Origin of the sequence: Acinetobacter lwoffii (assembly GCF_019343495.1) — a bacterium.
In the GTDB taxonomy this organism is placed as follows: domain Bacteria; phylum Pseudomonadota; class Gammaproteobacteria; order Pseudomonadales; family Moraxellaceae; genus Acinetobacter; species Acinetobacter lwoffii_P.
Map to the genome: position 1 here is coordinate 712,131 of NZ_CP072549.1, position 18,880 is coordinate 731,010.

At 43.8% G+C, this 18,880-nt stretch carries 17 protein-coding genes and 1 pseudogene; 16 read left to right on the top strand and 2 right to left on the bottom strand.

The genetic code is table 11. The features are described 5' to 3' along the window. Positions 1-8 precede the first annotated feature (8 nt). From nirD to J7649_RS03430, 12 genes are all read left to right on the top strand, one after another. On the top strand, positions 9-1,619 hold the full coding sequence (gene nirD / locus J7649_RS03375) for a nitrite reductase small subunit NirD (protein ID WP_219309372.1): 1,611 nt from the start codon (positions 9-11) through the stop codon (positions 1,617-1,619). Between the two features lie 182 nt (positions 1,620-1,801). Next, positions 1,802-4,579, top strand: a complete 2,778-nt coding sequence (locus tag J7649_RS03380; protein WP_219309373.1) for a nitrate reductase — start codon at positions 1,802-1,804, stop codon at positions 4,577-4,579. After that, positions 4,576-5,202 (top strand): molybdenum cofactor guanylyltransferase, encoded by a 627-nt coding sequence (gene mobA, locus J7649_RS03385; RefSeq protein WP_219309374.1) that lies wholly within the window; start codon positions 4,576-4,578, stop codon positions 5,200-5,202. Before J7649_RS03380 ends, mobA begins: the two co-directional genes overlap by 4 nt. Before the next feature lie 230 nt (positions 5,203-5,432). Continuing rightward, the gene (gene moaA / locus J7649_RS03390) at positions 5,433-6,458 is read left to right on the top strand and encodes a GTP 3',8-cyclase MoaA (RefSeq protein WP_219309376.1); all 1,026 of its coding nucleotides are present in this window, start codon (positions 5,433-5,435) and stop codon (positions 6,456-6,458) included. A 2-nt stretch (positions 6,459-6,460) separates the two neighbouring features. After that, a complete protein-coding gene (locus tag J7649_RS03395; protein WP_219309378.1) occupies positions 6,461-6,727 on the top strand; it encodes a MoaD/ThiS family protein in 267 nt (88 codons plus the stop codon). A gap of 1 nt (position 6,728) precedes the next feature. Next, positions 6,729-7,271 (top strand): molybdenum cofactor biosynthesis protein MoaE, encoded by a 543-nt coding sequence (locus J7649_RS03400; protein WP_219309380.1) that lies wholly within the window; start codon positions 6,729-6,731, stop codon positions 7,269-7,271. Between the two features lie 69 nt (positions 7,272-7,340). Beyond that, complete coding sequence (gene moaCB, locus J7649_RS03405; RefSeq protein ID WP_219309382.1) at positions 7,341-8,264, top strand: bifunctional molybdenum cofactor biosynthesis protein MoaC/MoaB; 924 nt, start codon at positions 7,341-7,343, stop codon at positions 8,262-8,264. Next, complete coding sequence (locus J7649_RS03410) at positions 8,261-9,502, top strand: molybdopterin molybdotransferase MoeA (protein ID WP_219309385.1); 1,242 nt, start codon at positions 8,261-8,263, stop codon at positions 9,500-9,502. Before moaCB ends, J7649_RS03410 begins: the two co-directional genes overlap by 4 nt. A 47-nt stretch (positions 9,503-9,549) precedes the next feature. Then, complete coding sequence (gene modA, locus J7649_RS03415) at positions 9,550-10,314, top strand: molybdate ABC transporter substrate-binding protein (RefSeq protein ID WP_219309387.1); 765 nt, start codon at positions 9,550-9,552, stop codon at positions 10,312-10,314. A 6-nt stretch (positions 10,315-10,320) separates the two neighbouring features. Beyond that, positions 10,321-11,004, top strand: a complete 684-nt coding sequence (gene modB / locus J7649_RS03420; RefSeq protein WP_219309389.1) for a molybdate ABC transporter permease subunit — start codon at positions 10,321-10,323, stop codon at positions 11,002-11,004. 1 nt (position 11,005) lies between these two features. Further along, a complete protein-coding gene (locus J7649_RS03425) occupies positions 11,006-11,647 on the top strand; it encodes an ATP-binding cassette domain-containing protein (protein WP_219309390.1) in 642 nt (213 codons plus the stop codon). Between the two features lie 328 nt (positions 11,648-11,975). Next, positions 11,976-13,325 carry an MFS transporter gene (locus J7649_RS03430; protein ID WP_219309391.1) on the top strand — a complete coding sequence of 450 codons (1,350 nt, stop codon included), beginning with the start codon at positions 11,976-11,978 and terminating at the stop codon, positions 13,323-13,325. Positions 13,326-13,627: 302 nt separating this feature from the next. Here J7649_RS03430 and cynS read toward each other — a convergent pair whose 3' ends face one another. Next, complete coding sequence (gene cynS / locus J7649_RS03435; RefSeq protein WP_219309392.1) at positions 13,628-14,077, bottom strand: cyanase; 450 nt, start codon at positions 14,075-14,077, stop codon at positions 13,628-13,630. 286 nt (positions 14,078-14,363) lie between these two features. Between cynS and J7649_RS03440 the strand changes: the two genes are divergently transcribed. The 3 genes from J7649_RS03440 to J7649_RS03450 all read left to right on the top strand — a co-directional run bounded on the left by J7649_RS03440 (position 14,364) and on the right by J7649_RS03450 (position 17,421). Further along, on the top strand, positions 14,364-15,173 hold the full coding sequence (locus J7649_RS03440) for a formate/nitrite transporter family protein (RefSeq protein ID WP_219309393.1): 810 nt from the start codon (positions 14,364-14,366) through the stop codon (positions 15,171-15,173). A gap of 66 nt (positions 15,174-15,239) precedes the next feature. After that, positions 15,240-16,970 (top strand): bifunctional protein-serine/threonine kinase/phosphatase, encoded by a 1,731-nt coding sequence (locus J7649_RS03445; protein ID WP_219309394.1) that lies wholly within the window; start codon positions 15,240-15,242, stop codon positions 16,968-16,970. 253 nt (positions 16,971-17,223) lie between these two features. Then, positions 17,224-17,421, top strand: coding sequence for a hypothetical protein (locus J7649_RS03450; protein WP_044110922.1), 198 nt, complete (start codon positions 17,224-17,226; stop codon positions 17,419-17,421). Between the two features lie 160 nt (positions 17,422-17,581). On the opposite strand, the gene J7649_RS03455 is transcribed toward J7649_RS03450, so the two are convergent. After that, positions 17,582-17,749: a hypothetical protein gene (locus J7649_RS03455; protein ID WP_005100295.1), complete on the bottom strand. Its 168-nt coding sequence runs from the start codon at positions 17,747-17,749 to the stop codon at positions 17,582-17,584. A 228-nt stretch (positions 17,750-17,977) separates the two neighbouring features. Between J7649_RS03455 and J7649_RS03460 the strand changes: the two are divergent. Beyond that, positions 17,978-18,743, top strand: a pseudogene (locus J7649_RS03460) (IS5-like element ISAba31 family transposase). Positions 18,744-18,880: the final 137 nt, after the last annotated feature.

An 18,880-nucleotide genomic window follows, 5' to 3' on the forward strand; every position in this document is an offset into this window, starting at 1 on the left:
GAATGAAAATGACAATTTTAAAAGACATGAACGAACTGAACTGGTACGAAGTCTGCAATCTGGATGAGATCACTCCGAATACCGGTGTTGCAGCCTTGATTGAAGGTCAGCAGATTGCAATTTTTCGCGTGGGTCAGGAACAGCGGGTTTATGCACTCAGCAATCAGGATCCGTTTAGTCTGGCCAATGTCATGGCACGTGGCATTCTGGGTGATCTGCAAGGTGAGCGTGTAGTCGCATCCCCAATTTACAAGCAGCATTTCAGTCTGGTGACCGGTCGTTGTCTGGAAGAACAAGACCAGAAATTACTGGTATTTCCAACCCGAATTGAAAATGGCAAAGTTCTGGTGAGTCCAACCGCACAAAAGACTTATATTTCCAGTAATGGTCAAAACACAGAGCGCTTAAAACTGGTACTGGTCGGGAATGGGCTGGCGGGTATGCGCTGTCTGGAAGACTTGCTGGATATGGCACTAGATCGTTATGACATTACCGTGATTGGGGAAGAGCCGTGGGGCAATTACAACCGGATCATGTTGTCACCGGTATTGTCTGGTGAGAAAAGTTTTGCCGAAATTATGCTGCATTCAGCCGACTGGTATGCCGAAAAAGGCATTCGATTCATCGCTGGAGATGCTGCCAGCTCTATCGACCGTTCACGTAAGCAGGTTCATACCCAAAAAGGCGAAGTCGTTGCTTATGACCGTCTGATCCTCGCGACCGGTTCCAAACCCTTTATGCCGCCAATTCCAGGTGCTGAACTTGAAGGCGTGATTAGCTTCCGGGATATTCAGGATGTTAGTCGCATGCTGGATTACTGCAAAACCAAGCAAAACGCCGTCGTGATTGGGGGCGGTCTGCTGGGACTGGAAGCAGCTTATGGACTGAAGCAGCAGGGAATGAATGTGACTGTGCTGCACCTGATGGACCGTATTATGGATCGTCAGCTGGATATGAAAGCCAGTCAAATGCTGAAAAAATCAATAGAAGATAAAGGTATCCGGATCATCACCGAAGCCAATACCGAAGAGCTGCTCGGTATGGATGGTCACGTGACTCAACTGCGTTTAAAAGACGGGACAGTGCTGGATGCCGATTTGGTGGTCTTTGCCGTCGGGATTCGACCAAATAAAACTCTGGCTGAACAGGCTGGCTTGCGCTGCAATCGTGGGGTGCTGGTGAATGACACCATGCAAACCTATGACCCGAGTATTTATGCAGTGGGTGAATGTATTGAGCATCGTGGTCAGACCTTTGGACTGGTTGAGCCATTATGGGGACAGGCCTTTATCTGTGCGACGCATCTGGCTGAACATGGCCGACTGACCTTTAAGGCACCGACTGTTCCGACCCAGCTCAAGGTTAGCGGATGTGATGTCTTCTCTGCCGGCAATTTTGAACCTCAGGATGATTTTGAAGATATCGTGCTGAATGATGAAAAACGTCAAATCTATAAACGGATCATTATCCAGCAGGACAAGGTCATTGGTGCGGTGCTATTTGGCGATACCGAAGATGGAGCTTGGTATGCAGAACTGATTGCAGATCAGACACCGATTAGTAATATCCGCAGCAAACTGCTTTTTGGTCGGGATTTTGCATTAAAAAAGGCAGGGTAATCGGATCAATCTCCCTCAACCCCTCTTTGGAAAAAAGGGGACCCTCACTCCTTTATTAAAGGAGGGTTGGGGAGGATTAAAGCTTTTGAGACATAGAAAAAATTTAAATCAAACCTGTAAAAGCTAGATATCAGAGATTTGGTGAAACAAGTGAATTTGGATGATTAAGGAGCGCAGCAGCAATGAATAGTATTCCGGTTATGGAACTACATAGCTCTACTGAATCCCAAATAAAAACCACTCAGACGACCTGTCCTTATTGTGGAGTAGGCTGTGGTGTCATCGCGCACGTAAGCCAAACCTCGATGGGTGAAAAGGTTCAGATTGAAGGCGATGTTCAGCATCCGGCGAACTTGGGCAAGTTGTGTATTAAAGGCAGTCATCTTGCCGATACACTTGGCTTAAAAACCCGGCTTCTGCATCCGATGACAGGGCGAAAAGAGCAGCGGCAAATAAGCACTTGGGATCATGCCATTTCAAGTATTGCCAATAAATTTCAGCAATGTATTGATCAGTATGGACGTGACAGCATCGCCTTTTACGTCTCCGGCCAGCTTTTGACTGAAGACTATTATGTGGTGAATAAGTTTGTAAAAGGCTATCTCGGTACTGCCAATATTGATACCAATTCAAGGCTGTGCATGTCATCTGCTGTGGCAGCACATAAACGGGCTTTCGGCGAAGACCTGGTACCGGCCAGCTACACAGATTTTGAGCAGACAGAAATGGTGGTTCTGGTCGGTTCCAATACCGCCTGGTGCCATCCGGTGCTTTATCAGCGCATCATGAAAGCTAAAGAAGAGCGGGATTTATTTGTGGTGGTGATTGATCCCCGCTTTACCGCAACCTGTGAAGCGGCAGATTTACACTTGCCGATTTTACCGGGTCAGGATGTCGCGCTGTTTAATGGCCTGTTACAGTATCTTCAGCAAAATGGCTATACTGATCTGGATTTTGTTACACAACATACCCAAGGTCTGGAGCAGGCACTTGCCAGCAGCTCGACAGAGTCATCACTTGAAAGCGTGGCAAAGCGTACTGGTATTGCTATTGAAAAATTAACCTTATTTTTTCAGAAATTTGCCCAGACCGAAAAAATTATGAGCCTGTTTTCCATGGGTGTAAACCAATCCTCTCAAGGAGTAGACAAGGCCAATAGCATTATCAACTGTCATTTATTGACAGGAAAAATAGGCAAACCCGGTTCGGCACCTTTTTCTATGACCGGACAACCGAATGCGATGGGCGGACGGGAAGTCGGTGGGCTGGCCAATATGCTGGCCAGTCATCTGGATTTGGATAACCCGCAGCATCAGCAACTGGTGCAGGATTTCTGGCAAAGCCCGGTCATCGCGCGGCAGCCCGGATTAAAAGCAGTAGATTTATTTCAAGCGGTGGAAAGCGGGAAAATCAAGGCCATCTGGATTATGGCCACCAATCCGATCGTGAGTTTGCCCGATGCAGATCAGGTCAAACGTGCTCTGGAAAAGTGTGAATTTGTGGTGGTTTCCGATATTTGTCTCGACACCGATACCACGCAATATGCCGATGTACTATTACCGGCCCTAGGTTGGGGCGAAAAAGATGGCACAGTCACCAATTCGGAGCGTCGTATTTCCCGGCAAAAGGCTTTTTTGCCGACTCCGGGTAAAGCCAAAGCAGACTGGTGGGCCATTTCCCGGGTGGCTAAAGCTTTAGGTTTTCGCGGTTTTGACTTTAACACTAGCCATGACATTTTTCTGGAACATGCCCGTTTATCTGCCTATCAGAATAATTCACTTTCGCAACGTGAAGATACGCCAAATTTCCGCTATTTCAACCTGCAAGGTTTTACTCATCTCAGTTTTGCTGAATATCAGAATCTGGCACCGATCCAGTGGCCGGTCTGGGATAAGCAAGAAGTTCATCAGGTGAGTCAACTATTTAGTCAAGGCCAGTTTAGCCATGCAGATGGCAAAGCCAGATTGGTGCCGACAGTTGCAGCCGATCCGGTACATGCTATTTTTGCTGAATATCCCCTGATCCTGAATACCGGACGCATTCGCGACCAATGGCACACCATGAGCCGTACCGGATTATCTGCCAGTTTATCCCAGCATCGTGCCGAGCCTTATTGTGAGCTGCATCCGCAAGATGCGTTGAAATATGGCCTGAAAGATGCCGAGCTGGTCGAGGTGAAATCTGCTTGGGGAAGTTGTGTACTCCGTGTGCAATTTTCACAAAATATGCGACGTGGCCAGATTTTTGCACCGATTCACTGGAACGACCAGTTTGCGTCCGATGCGCGGATTGGCAAAGTAGTGAATCCGGTAGTTGATCCGATTTCTGGTGAGCCAGAATTTAAGCATACTCCGGTCATGATCCAGCCATTTTATACTCAGTGGTGGGGCGTGCTGTATGTACGGGAAGGCTTTGAACAGCAGATCCAGACCATGATTAAAAAGACGGTGTGGTGGAGCAAAATTCAAACCACTCAGGCCATCCGTTATGAACTGGCAGACCGGCGCAGGTTTTCTGACATCACCGGGGAGATCAAGAGCCTGTTAGCCTTTGATGATGAAAGCTTTGAATGGCTGAATCTTGAAGATCAAACGGCGCATATCAGTCATAGTGTGGTGCTTCAGGATGGCCAGTTAATTGCCAGTTTTTATATCGCACCGGCAGCACTATTGCCAGATCGTGACTGGGTGGCAGGCCTGTTTAGACGTGAACGTCTGAGTGCATTGCATCGTAAAGCATTGCTGGCAGGTCAGGCCATGTCGATGGGAAATAGTGAAGGGCCATTGGTCTGTAGCTGTTTTAAAGTCGGCAAGAACCGAATTATTCAAACCATTAAAGATAAAAATATCACGCATGAAAAACAGGTGACTGCATGTCTAAAAGCCGGAGGAAATTGCGGTTCATGTTTGCCAGAAATTAGAGGCCTGATTAAAGCCTGCCAGACGGAGTGCATAGAATGAAAAGAAGAGTGATGAAAACGGTATCTTATCCGGAAACTGATGTGGTAATTCTGGCCGGTGGTTTAGCGCGGCGCATGAATGGCATCAATAAATTGCTGCACAAATTTGATGATGAAATCCAGCTCATTAAAATCCATCAGCAGTTGAAGTCCCGAGCAAGCAAAGTCTGGGTCAATAGCCATCGGGATCACTCCATTTATAAACGGATGATTCCTTCAATCGACTTTTATCAGGACGATGAACCCGGTTTTCAGGGACCATTGATGGGCATGAAGAGTGCCTGGTCACATGTACAATCTGATTATGTGCTGTTCGTACCCTGTGATGTGACCTATATTCCCAAAAAGGTCATTTCACGTTTACATCAGGCCCTGCAACGACATCCTTTATCTGAAGTGGCGGTGGTTGAAATCAATGAAAAGGCATTGTTTCCATTCTGTCTGATGAAACGCAGCAGCTTACCCACTCTTATCCAACACCTTGAACAGGATCAGCACAGTTTAAAAATCTGTTTTGCTGACATGCACATGCAGCGGGCAAGTTTTAAAAATCGTGCCCTGTTTTTCCACAGCATTAATTCATTTGATGAGCTACAGCAGCATCAACAGCTTAACTTTCTCTAGCATTTAAAATGCTAAAAGCCGAATCACTTTATTCTGGCTCACCAAAATATTGCTTTTTTTATTTTACGAGCAAACTTTCGGACTAAAAAAGAACAAATATTATCCATTAACATTCATTAAAAATAAATTTGTGCAAAGTTGGAACACTTATTGCTCATTCATTGTGAAGAAATGGGGCAGTAAATCAAGACTGTTAAATAACCATGCAGATCTCATCATGGACCACAGCAATGAACAGCATGACAGCTTTAGCATCTCGCAGTATCTTTCAGGATCAGTTTGGACGCCAGAAACGTAAGTTGCGGATATCAGTAACTGACCGTTGTAATTTCAAATGCAGTTATTGCATGCCTGAACATCCGGAATGGATGAACAAAAAAGATTTGCTTAGTTTTGAGGCCCTGTATGCTTTTTGCGAGTTTATGGTGCGACACGGGATTGAGCAGATCCGGGTGACGGGGGGCGAACCGTTGATGCGTCAAGGTATTGTTCATTTTATTGCCCGCTTACAGACGCTGAAAGCTATTGGCCTGAAACGTATTTCCATGACCAGCAATGGCCATTATTTAAAAGATTATGCCCAGCCGCTTAAACAGGCAGGACTAGACGATCTGAATATCAGTCTGGACAGTCTTGATCCAAAGCAGTTTCAGCAACTGACCCAAAAACAGTTACAGCCTGTACTTCAAGGCATTGCCGCCGCGCAGCAGGCAGGGTTGTCCGTCAAGATCAATAGTGTGCTCATCAAAGGCAACAATGACAATCAGATTATTCCTCTCGTGAAATGGGCACAGCATCAGGCCGTAGAACTGCGTTTTATTGAGTTTATGCCCCTCGATGGCGATCAGAAATGGAATCCGTCTGATGTCATCAGTGAGCAAGATATCTTGGATCAACTGAAAACCGAATTTGATGTCCGGGTATCTCAAGGTCAAGGTGCTAATCCGGCACGCTGTTATCTGGTCAATGGGCAGCCTTTGGGGATTATTTCCACGATTACCCATTCATTTTGTGGCGATTGCGACCGTCTGCGTTTAAATGCCCAAGGTGAATTTTATAACTGTTTATTTGCCAGACAAGGCCTCAACCTTAAGGCAGATATCGAACAACTGGCGCTGGATCATTTCGCCACACAGACACTTCAGCACAAGCTACGCGCTTATATCTGGCATAAAGAGGCCGGTTTTCATGCGATCCAGCAATCACCAATACAAAAGCCGATCCGAAAAATCAGTATGCACCGCATTGGAGGATAAATATGTCTCTCACTCAGCAAAAATTAATTCATATCAAAATAGAAGCCTTCGGTGCGATTGAACGACAAATCCCCGCAGATTTGAGTCTGCAATGCGAGTCTGAAATTCAGGTTTCTGAAGTCCTGAACCAGTTGCTATCAATCTATCCTGATATACAGCCCATGCTGGAACGCTGCGCCTGTGCAATCGGTGAAGACATTATTTCCAGACAGAACATTTTAAATCGGGACAGTACGCTAGTGCTGTTAGCGCCGGTAACAGGAGGCTGAGATGCAACTCAAACCATTAAAACAATTTGCCCGAATCCAGCAGACTGCTTTTAGGCTGGAGGATTTTGATGGTATTCAGCACTTTCCGGAATGTGGTGGAATCGGCATCTTTGTCGGAACAGTACGTAATCATCATCAGGGGAAAGCTGTGCGTGCCCTGAAATATACCGCCTATGCACCTGTGGCTGAAAAAATGATTCGTGAAATTGAACAGCAGATTCAGACCAAATACGAGGTGTCTTATGTGCGGGTGGTGCATCGGATTGGTGAGTTGGGGATTGGAGAAACAGCCATTATTGCTATGGCTTATGCCGCCCATCGTCGTGAGGCTTTTGCGGCCTGTGAGGAAGCTGTGGAAAGGGTGAAGCATGAGGTTCCGGTCTGGAAAGAAGAGTTTTATATGGATGGTAGCAGCCAGTATGTAGAGGGCTGTTGTATCCGAAAAGATCATAGACCTGAAACGGATCACTCTCATCATGCAGAAGATGCGCATTGTCACCATCACCATGTAGCACCACACGCTTGCCAATCACCATCTAATTAAATGCGTCTAATGAGGATGCATAAGATGAATCACTTTAAAACAGATTTTAAAATTAGCCTGGGATGAATCATGAAAAATGTAGGGATGAAAGCAGAAAGTTATCGTACAGCAATTGCCACTGGAATCCTGCATGCACCGCCACATTGCGTTGAGTTGCTGCGTAATGGCAATACTGAAAAAGGGGATGCCCTGAAGACAGCACGCATTGCCGGCATTCTGGGTGCCAAACGGACCGATGAGCTGATTCCCTTATGCCATCCATTGCCGATTTATCGTGCCGATGTGGAATATGAACTGTGTGATGCGCATGTCGAAATTATTGCTACCGTTGAAACCATTGGACCCACCGGTGTGGAAATGGAAGCTTTGACAGCGGTCAGTCTGGCAGGTCTGACCTTATATGACATGCTGAAGCCGCATTGTGAACCGGAAGATTTGTCGCTGGATCAATGCAGGTTGCAGCAGAAAAAAGGTGGAAAATCACATTTTACCCGCGTACTTAAAGAGAGTCTGTCCGCTTCAGTTATTGTACTGTCCGATACGGTTGCAGCCGGCAAAAAGCCGGACACTGCCGGACAAAACGTACTGGAAATTTTAAAAGAAGCCAATTTTGATTCTATTAGTTATCAGGTCATTCCCGATAGCCCAGAACAGCTCTTGACCCTGATTGAACAGCAGAAAAATCAGTATCCGCTGATTCTAACTGTGGGGGGCACTGGCTTGGGTCCTAAAGACCTGACAGTCGAAACCCTGCAACCTTTGCTGCAACGGGAAATTCCCGGCTTGATGGAAGCTTCACGTAGTTTTGGACAGAAACGTACCCCTTATGCGGCATTAAGCCGTGGCGTGGCTGGCTATATTGAGAACAGTTTGGTGATGACCCTGCCGGGAAGTCGTCAGGGTGCGAAAGAATCTCTGATCGCGGTACTTCCGGCTTTGGTGCACTTGTTTGATGTGCAAAAAAATATCCCACATGCGGGAGGTTATCAATGAATCAGGCACTATCGTATTCAGCCTGCGGTGCTGAGCCGGGACTGATTTCTGTTGATCAGGCACTGCAGATGATACTTGAGCAGACGCATATTCTGGCAACTGAAAGCCTGCCGCTTGCTCAGACTCTGAATCGCTATCTGGCAAAAGCGATTGATTCGGCCATTCCATTGCCGCTGTTTTCACAAAGTGCTTTAGATGGCTATGCGCTTTGTAGTGCAGAAAATGTTAGTGCTCACAGCACTTTTGAACTCATTGGAGAGATTCGGGCAGGGCAAAGTACTGAAATTGAACTGCGTCCAGGTCAGGCGGTTCGGATTTTTACCGGTGCCAGGATTCCGGCAGGAACTACAACAGTCGCCCGTCAGGAAATTGTCGAATGCCATGCCAATCAAATCATCATCACAACAGACCTAAAACCTCATACGGATATACGTGACGCAGGCGAGGAAATCGCACAAGGACAACGTCTGGCAGATGTAGGACAAAAACTGCATGTAGGTGCAATTGCAGCTTTAAGTATGGCAGGCGTAAAGCAGGTTTCAGTCTATCGTTATCCTAAAATTGCCGTTGTGATTACTGGAGATGAAGTGGCTTCCAGCATTGAAGACCTGAATTCCGGAAAAATCTTTGACGCCAATGCTCCGCTGATTCAGGCCTGGTTTCAGTCACAGGGTCAAAACGTAGATATTCTGTATGTGCCCGATTGTGAGTCCGAACTGCAATTATTACTGAACCGACTCAAACACCAATATGATGTCATCTTGACCACAGGCGGGGTTTCGGTGGGTGATTATGATTTCATTCGTCCTGTTGCCCTGGAGCAGGGTTTTGAGCAGATTTTCTGGAAAGTGAAGCAGAAGCCTGGAAAACCGATGTTATTTGCCAAGTATCGTCGAGATGATCAAGATTACTGTTATCTCTTGGGCTTACCGGGGAATCCGGCTGCCGTTTATGTCGGGATGCAAATCTATACGGCAACTTTACTGAATGCCTTACAAGGGCAAAAGCAGTCACCTGCATGGCTCAGTGCGGTGATGACGCATGATTTGAAAGCAGATGCACGCGAACGATTTTTAAGAATGACTGCCGAATTTGATCAGGGCACTTTAAAGCTCAAAAGCCTGGCAAAACAGCAGTCGCATATGTTGAGTAATCTGATGCAGGCCAACTGTCTGGTGCGTATTCCGGCCGGAACAGAAATCCAAGCCGGGCAAGTGGTACAGGGTTTGCTGATTTGAAATGCCTGTCGCAATTTTCAATATTCGAACTACGCAGAAGTAGACAGATGAATGTATCTAAAATTCTACTGACCTCTATGCTGCTGAGCAGCACAATGCTGCATGCCGAGACAGTCAAAGTCTATGCTGCGGCCAGCCTGACCAATGCGCTTACTGATATTTCCAGATTATATGAGCAACAGCATCGGGACATCCAGATCGTTCCGGTTTTTGCTGCGTCTTCGGTATTGGCGAAACAAATTGCGGCGGGAGCCAGCAGTGATCTATTTTTCTCTGCAGACCTGGACTGGATGAATGATCTGATCGAGAAACAAAAAATCCAGGTGGGGCAGAGTAAACCTGTTCTGTTTAATGAGCTGGTATTGATTAGTCCTATCCAGCAAAAAAATAATTTTAAAATGTCAGCCGACTTTAATTTTGCTAAAGCCTTTCAAGGCTATCTATGTACCGGACAAATGGAATCGGTACCTGCTGGAAAATATGCCCAGCAAAGCTTAACCCGGCTGGGCTGGTTGAAACCGCTTCGGGGCAGAGTAGTTGGGACGGATAGCGTCCGTTCAACTCTCGCATTTGTAGAACGTGGCGAATGTCAGGTCGGCATTGTATATAGAACTGATGCCTTGATGAGTAAAAAAGTTAAAATTTCGGGAGTGTTTCCAGCCAGTACACATCGTCCGATTGTGTATCCGATTGCTTTAACCCGGCAAGGCCAGAAAAATCAGGCAGCAGTCCAATTTTCTGAATTTATCCAGACGAGCGCACAGGCCAGACAGATTTTCCAGAAATATGGCTTTAAGCTTAAGGTAGGCTAACTGCTCATGCTTACACCAGAAGAACTGAGTGCCTTAGCGCTTTCAGCCAAAGTAGCGGGCTTTGCCACAGCGGTGTGTCTGCCATTTGCTATCGCCGTAGCATGGTTACTGGCGCGTTATGAATTCAGGGCCAAATTTCTTGTAGAGGCGATATTGCAGATGCCCATGGTGCTACCGCCGGTGGTACTGGGGTATCTTCTGCTCCTGCTGTTTGGTCATCAGGGGATGTTAGGGCAATATCTGCATGCATGGGGAATTCAGCTGATATTTAACTGGAAAGGTGCGGTACTGGCAGCAATGATTGTGGCATTTCCTTTAATGGTTCAACCCATTCGCTTGTCTTTTCAAATGATCAACCGGCAGTTAGAACAGGTGGCAGGATCTCTGGGCGCTGCACCATGGCGGGTGTTCTGTAGCATTAGCCTGCCTCTGGCTTTGCCTGGAATTTTAATCGGCAGCATTTTATGTTTCAGCCGCAGTCTGGGAGAATTTGGTGCCACCATTACCTTTGTCGGTAATATTCCCGAGGAAACCCGCACGATTCCTATCGCCATTTATAGCCTGTTACAGCAGCCTGATGGAGAAAGCATGGCCATGCGTCTGGTCATTTTATCTCTGATTCTGGCTTTTTCAGCCTTGATTGCAAATTACTGGATCATGCAGAAGTATCAACGTAAATTGGAGGCTTAAGATGCTGAAGTGTGATTTTCAGTTTAATTACGCAAATTTCCAGCTACAGGCCAATCTGGATATGCAGACACAATTGATTGGTATTGTGGGGGCCTCGGGAAGTGGAAAAAGCACTTTTTTAAAAAACATTGCAGGGCTATTAAAACCATCACAAGGCTTTATTCATTTTCAGCAAAAAATATTATTTGATCATCAGCAGAAACTGAATATTCCTGTTCATCAGAGAAAAATTGCCCTGATTTTTCAGCAAGCCCTACTGTTTCCGCATCTGAATGTCATGCAGAATTTAAAATATGCAGAACAGCTAAACATAAAAAATAAAGGTAAGCAAAAATTTCTTTTCGAAGATATCGTTGAGCTACTTGAATTAAAGCCACTGCTTCGGTATCGGGCGCATCAGCTTTCTGGTGGACAGGCACAGCGCGTTTCTATCGGTCGTGCACTTTTATCTTCTCCCGACCTATTACTTTTGGATGAGCCTTTAAATGGACTGGATCAAAAGCTGAAAAACCAGATTTTACCCTTTCTGAAAATTGTGCTTCATCAAACAGATTTACCCATGATCTATGTGACCCATCATGTAGATGAAGTGGCGTATTTACAGGCGCAGCTGCTGCATTTTGAAAAGGGAAAAATTATTTGATCCAGCACTGCACCGATTTAAACCAGCCATGACTCCGAGCAGGTCATCCTCTCGCTGTTTTGCTCATAATGCCTCAGAAGATATCTATTTTTTCTCTATTTTTAAGAAAGAAACATCTAATTTAAGAGCTTGAATATAAATTAGTTAATATAAAACAATATCTTATTTTATTTTAAAATTAATCTGGCATGACCTGTGCATATATCTGATTAAAGTCAAAGAAGACTCTACATTTGTATGACGGCCAATGACGTCCGTTCTGATCGTTACTGATATGCCTCGGCATCACAGTGACTTAAATACGTTCAGTTCTGGTAAGGAAATGGCTATGTCTTCAAATACAAGTCTCAATAAAGCAACAAAAATAAGTCTATTTAACTTCAGTAGTTCAGCGATGCGGGCCTTCCATATGAGTTGGCTCGCTTTTTTTGTCTGTTTCTTTGCGTGGTTTGCCTGTGCACCGTTAATGCCAGTGATTGCCGGTGAATTCAGCCTGACCAAAGAGCAGATCGCCAATATCAATATTGCCGCAGTCGCTATTACAATTCTGGTGCGTCTGATCGTGGGGCCATTGTGTGATAAATACGGTCCGCGTAAAACCTATACTGCCTTACTGATTATTGGCAGTATTCCGGTGTTTGGTGTGGCCTCGGCCAACAGCTATGAATTTTTCTTGTTTTTCCGTTTATTGATTGGCGCAATTGGTGCCAGTTTTGTCATTACCCAATATCATACCAGTATTATGTTTGCGCCAAATGTGGTGGGAACGGCAAATGCGACTACAGCAGGCTGGGGTAATGCCGGTGGCGGTGCGACTCAAGCCCTGATGCCGTTAATGCTGGCTGCTTTGGTGATGTTCGGTGTAGAACAGGCAATGGGTTGGAGAATTGCGCTTCTGGTTCCAGGTATTCTGATGATCATTGTCGGTGTACTGTACTGGAAATTCACCCAAGACTGTCCACAAGGTAATTTTAAAGAACTCCGTGCTCAAGGTATTTCTGTCGGTAGCGATAAAAAAGGCGGCCTTGCCATCTTAATGCATGCCGCACGTAACTACCGTGTGTGGATTCTGTTTGGCGCTTATGCAGCCTGTTTTGGTATTGAAATTTTCATCCATAATATTATTGCCTTGTACTTTGTCGACAATTTCCAGTTCGGTCTAAAAGAAGCGGGGATGGCTGCCGGGATTTTTGGTTTACTGGCATTGTTTGCCCGCGCCTTAGGCGGTATTGTTTCAGACAAAGTTGCGATTCAAAAAGGTCTAGATGGCCGAACCAAAGTCCTATTTGCCTTGATCATGCTGGAAGGTCTGTTTCTTATTCTATTCTCGCAAATGAACAGCGCAACCTTGGCGATCATGGCAATGACCATCTTTGCCTTGTTTACTCATATGGCATGTGGGGCTACCTATGCACTAGTGCCTTTTATCGACCGTGATGCCTTGGGTGGTGTGGCCGGTATTATTGGAGCAGGTGGCAATGTCGGCGCGGTGGCTGCGGGTTTCCTGTTAAAAGGCATGCTGGATATTCAAACCACTTTGATGGTACTGGGTGGCTTGGTGGTGATTGCTGCAAGTTGTGTGTTGATGATCCGTTTCTCTGTCGAGCATAAAGAAAAAGAACAGCGTTTATATGAACAGGCCGTGACTGAACGTCATCTGGCGGAAGTACAGCAATAACACAACACGCCCTGATATAAAATGAATTGACAAAAAGGATAGCAATATCCTTTTTGTTGTTTTTGCTAACGCAATAATAAAATGATGAGCTATATATTCAGGATAGGAAAATATTATTTAAAAAGTACAGAATGGTTGAATTTATCGAATAAAAGTAAAATCATTTATAGTTTATATGTTTAATTTGAGATGAAAAAATTATATATATTTTAATAATGATTTTTAAAAAAATAAATGAATTTAATAAGTGCAGATAAAATAAAAGCCATTTTCAAAATGGCTTTTATTTTTAGAATGATAAATTAATAGGTTTTGTAAGGTAAAAACTTTCCGGATAATACGACGTTCACCCGATCTCCGTTTGGATTATTCTCACGTTGAATATCCATATTGAAATCAATTGCACTCATAATTCCATCACCAAATTCTTCATGGATCAGTTCTTTAATAGTCATACCATAGACGTTGACAACCTCATACCAGCGATAAATCAGCGGATCTGTCGGCACGCTAGTTGGCAGAGAACCTTTATAGGGTACGATTTGCAGCCAGGCGATGGCTTCATCAGTCAATCCAAATATTTCACCAATTTTTTCTGCCTGTTCTTTATTAAAAGCCATCTGACCCAAACATGCGGCTGTCACCCATTCTTTAGAAAGGCCTATTGTTTCAGCGACATCTGCCCATTTGATAGACTTTAAAACTTTCGCTGAAATAATCATGTCTGTCACTTGTTGACGATGGCTAATCATAATCTTCTCCAATAGCTATATTTAAAAAATGACCGCTATAGATAATGCAGAGATTGTGCCAATATAATTATAAGGATGAAATTTTAAAATAATTTATATGATTTTCATTAGACATTTAAAATATATGGCATGCTATTTGCTTTAATCTATATTAAATATGGCAACGGCGCCATGACACGATTGATCTGTTTGAATAATACAAGGCAAAGACGCCTAAGGTTGAAATAGACCTTAGGCGTTTTTTATTTGCAAACAGGTAAGTAATTTATATAAAGGGGATAAAAATATGGCTTATCTTGCTCCTGCAGAGTTTGCAAAAAAAGTGGTCGATGCCGGTGAGGCAAAACTTCATATGGCAACGCGCGATGTTTTAATCCGTGCGTTTATGGCAGGCGCAATTCTGGCGCTGGCAGCAGTATTTGCCGTGACGATTGCGGTACAAACAGGGGTGCCGCTGATCGGTGCGCTGCTATTTCCAGTCGGTTTCTGCATGTTGTATCTATTGGGCTATGACCTGCTGACCGGGGTATTTGTATTGACTCCATTAGCCTGGTTAGACAAACGTCCTGGGGTAACGTGGACCCGTATTTTAAAAAACTGGGGACTGGTTTTTTTAGGTAACTTTGCCGGATGTTTAACCGTGGCCGTGTTGATGGCCGCGGTCTATACCATGGGTTTCGCCGCTGAACCGAATGCGGTTGGGGTGAAAATTGCCCATATTGGGGAAGACCGGACTTTGGGCTATGCCGAATATGGTTTTGCTGGCTGGATGACAATTTTTATCCGCGGCATGCTATGTAACTGGATGGTATCACTCGGTGTAATTGGTGCCATGATGTCAACCACGGTCAGTGGCAAATTCATCGCGATGTGGATGCCAATCATGCTGTTTTTCGCCATGGGCTTTGAGCATTCAGTAGTAAATATGTTCCTCTTCCCATTTGCCATGATGATGGGCGGTGATTTCTCGATTACAGACTATTTCTTGTGGAATGAATTACCAGTGGCACTGGGGAATCTGGTGGGCGGTTTGGCACTGACAGGTCTGGCGCTCTATACCACGCATGTACGTACTGGCGATAAAAAAGAATTCTAATCTGAGCATGATGATTTATGTCTTGAGATTAAAGGGATCAATTCGATCCCTTTTTGAGTATTTAAAATGAATAAAAAATTAAAGATCAGTGTCGGGCAATATTCTTCCACTGGAATCAAAGCACAGAATCAGGATTTCCATGGGGTCTATATTCCTGAAGGTCACGCGCTTAGCAGTAAGGGCATTGCCTGTGCAATAGCAGACGGGATCAGCAGCAGCAATGTCAGTCATATTGCAGCAGAAACTGCAGTCAGCAGTTTTTTATCGGATTATTACTCGACTTCGGAAGCATGGAGCACCCAAACTTCGGCAGCACGGGTCATTCGTGCGACCAATTCCTGGTTGTATGCACAAACCCAGCAAAGCCGCGGACGTTTTGATAAAGACCGGGGTTATATCTGCACCTTTAGTGTACTGATTTTGAAACAAAATAGGGCACATATCTTTCATGCAGGCGATAGCCGGATTTATCGCATTCAGACACAAGCCATTGAACAGTTGACGGCTGATCACCGCGTTTGCCTGTCATCAACAGAACATTATTTAAGTCGTGCACTGGGTGCCGACCATCGTATCGATGTCGATTATCAGCAGCTTGAATTATGTGAAGATGATTTCTTTATCTTGATGACGGATGGTGTCTATGAGTTTATTGATATGCAGCTCATATCGGAGATGCTGCAACAGCAACAACATCTGGATATCATTGCCAAGTCTATAGTCGAACTGGCCTTAAAGCGGGGTAGTGATGATAATCTCACCATTCAAATCATTAAAGTGGAACAGTTGCCTGATGAGGAATCCTTTCATATCAAGAGTCATGTTTTATTTCCGCAACAGCTGAGTCATGGCGACCTGTTTGAAGGTTATCGAATTGATAAAATCCTGCACCAAAATCATCGCAGCAGCCTCTATTTGGCGCATGATGAAGCAACACAAAATCAGCTGGTCATTAAAACCTTGTCTGTCGATGTGCAGGATGACCTGCAAGCGATGGAACAATTTCAGCTGGAAGACTGGGTATCGAAACGCTTAAAACATGAAAATCTGCTGCAATGCTATCCACATAAGGGCAGCAAGAAGTTTTTATTTCAAAGTTATGAATATTTACAAGGGGAAAGCCTAAACCGATGGCTGCACCGTCATAAAACTGCTTTAACTTTACAGCAGTTGCTTCCGATCATTGAGCAGGTGGCCAAAGCATTGAATGCCATGCACCGTCTTGAAATGCTGCACCAGGATGTACGACCAGAAAATGTCATGCTGCTCGAACCAGCCGATACCTTGAAAGTGAAACTGATTGATTATGGATCGACTGCGGTCAGAGGTCTGGTTGAACTGAATCCCAAACACGCAGATGTTCCTTTGGGAACCTTGGCCTTTATGGCACCTGAGTATTTTATTGGACGTTCACCCTCAGTAAAATCAGATCAGTTCTCGCTGGCGGTGATGAGTTATTATTTATTAACCCGACAGTTGCCTTATGGGACGGACCTCGCGCGCTGCAAGACCGAAAAGGCCTTAAAGCAGGTTCGATATCATCCACTCTATGAGTATCGACCGGATCTGCCGCATGGCTTGGACGCCATCTTTAAAAAAGCGCTTTCCATTCGCTCGGAGCAGCGCTATGAAGCACTTTCAGCCTTTATATATGATCTGAAACACCCAGATCTCAAATTTAAAAAATCAGTTTCACGCCCTATGCTTGAAAAGCATCCAGTCACTTTCTGGAAATCCTGCACAGCGATTCTGTTTTTGTTATTGCTCTGGGTATTTGCACTGTATTTTAGCCAATGAAAATAATCCAAATAAGCTGTTGAACGATTTTTTTGATTTAAATAAAAAATCAATAGTGATTTAAGTTGAGATGTAGTCAAAATATCTATTTATTCTTATTGCAGATTTTTATATTTTTACGATGATTGACTTTGTATTTTTGAAGATTATCCCTATAAAATAGCAAGTGCAGTTAAAATCTAAATAAGCATAAAAACATTGGAATAATAATTGCTTATTTTTAATACCATTAGAATAAAAAGGCAGATGAGACATGAAAATTCAATTTTTTAAGCTGATTTTAATCTTGGGCAGCAGCATGGTGATGAGCCAAACAAGTCTCGCCGGAGATGGTGGCTTGCGTTTTGCTGAGAAAAATCAGGAAATAGCGGCACAAATTCAGGCCAAGAAAAAAACGGCAGAAACACAGGCGCAGCCACTACAAGCAAAAGCCTCTACAGAAGCGAAATAGTAAAACAGCACTCATCCAAGAAGGTGAGCTGTTCAGGTTAGATCAGATGTATAAGATGTTGTGATGCGAAAACTAGTCCCTAACTTTTTAATACTGAAAAAAAACTCCCCATCCATTTTTAAGAACGGGGAGTTTTTGTATTTTTGAATCCTTGAAAAATTTATTGATTCTGTTCTTCGTCCTGTCTTTCCTGACGCAGTTGATCACGTTGTCGCTGTGGATCATGAAGACCTAATTGACCTCGCTGGATCTCGCGATCCTGTTTTTCTTGCGGATCAAGTTGCTCTTCAGTGAGTTCATCATCATTTCGGTCGGTTGGATTGGACATAGTCTTTCATCCTCTAAAATACTTTCTAATTTTTATTGTATGAATGCAGCAAAATTATTCTGTGACTTTTATACCGGAGTTAGTTTTCTATCTTGTTGCTGCTGTAAATTTAAGCGCTATTTTATAGACCAATTTAATAAAATTAATTTAGGGTGTGTTGACACTTTTAGCTTAAAAAAATAGCGAAGTAGTAAAATCAAATCGCCAAACCCAATTTTACTATTCGCTATGCCTCGTACCATGCTGACAGATCAACACTGGCAAAAGTTGAAAGTTATTCTGCGTAATTTATCCATTCACCACAACTCAAATTTACGCAATTTTATTGAAGCTATTCTCTATAGAATTAGAACAGGCTGTCCGTGGCGAGATATTCCTTGTTGTTTTGGTCATTCAAACTCTATTTTCAAACGTTTTAATCGTTGGTCAAGCAGCGGTAAGTTACTTAGATTATTCAAATTACTAGCCTCATGCCCCGATATGGAGTGGATTTTTATTGATGGCTCTCATGTACGTGCTCATCAACATTCTGCCGGCATAGCGAATCAATCTATTTCTAAAAGTGTAGGAGGAAACTCCTCAAAAATACATTTGATTGTTGATGCACATGGCAATCCTATTGATTTCGTGATTACCGATGGAACCACACATGATGTTAAAGTTGCACCTGATTTAATATCAACATTAGATTTAAAAGAGACAAAAGTGGTATGTGCAGATAAAGGCTATGATTCAGAACCACTGCGTGAACAGATCAGGAAAACAGGGACTAAAGCGAATATACCAAAGAAAACAAATAGCCAATCGAACAATGACCATATGGACTGGTATTTATATAAAATCAGGCATTTAGTTGAAAATATGTTTTGTAGATTAAAGCAATTTAGAGGAATAGCTACTCGATATGACAAGCTCAAAAGAAATTATCAAAGTTCTGTTGCTTTAGCCTGTATATTTTTATGGCTACCTTTATAGGGTTAATTATGAACAGTAAATGTCAACAGACCCTAATCAATAAAATAAAATTAATAAAAATTAAGGGAATAGCAATTCGAACCTATAAACCCAATAGGTGAATATATCTCATTATTATGATTTAAAAATGAGAAAAACTAAATAAAATAAGAGAAA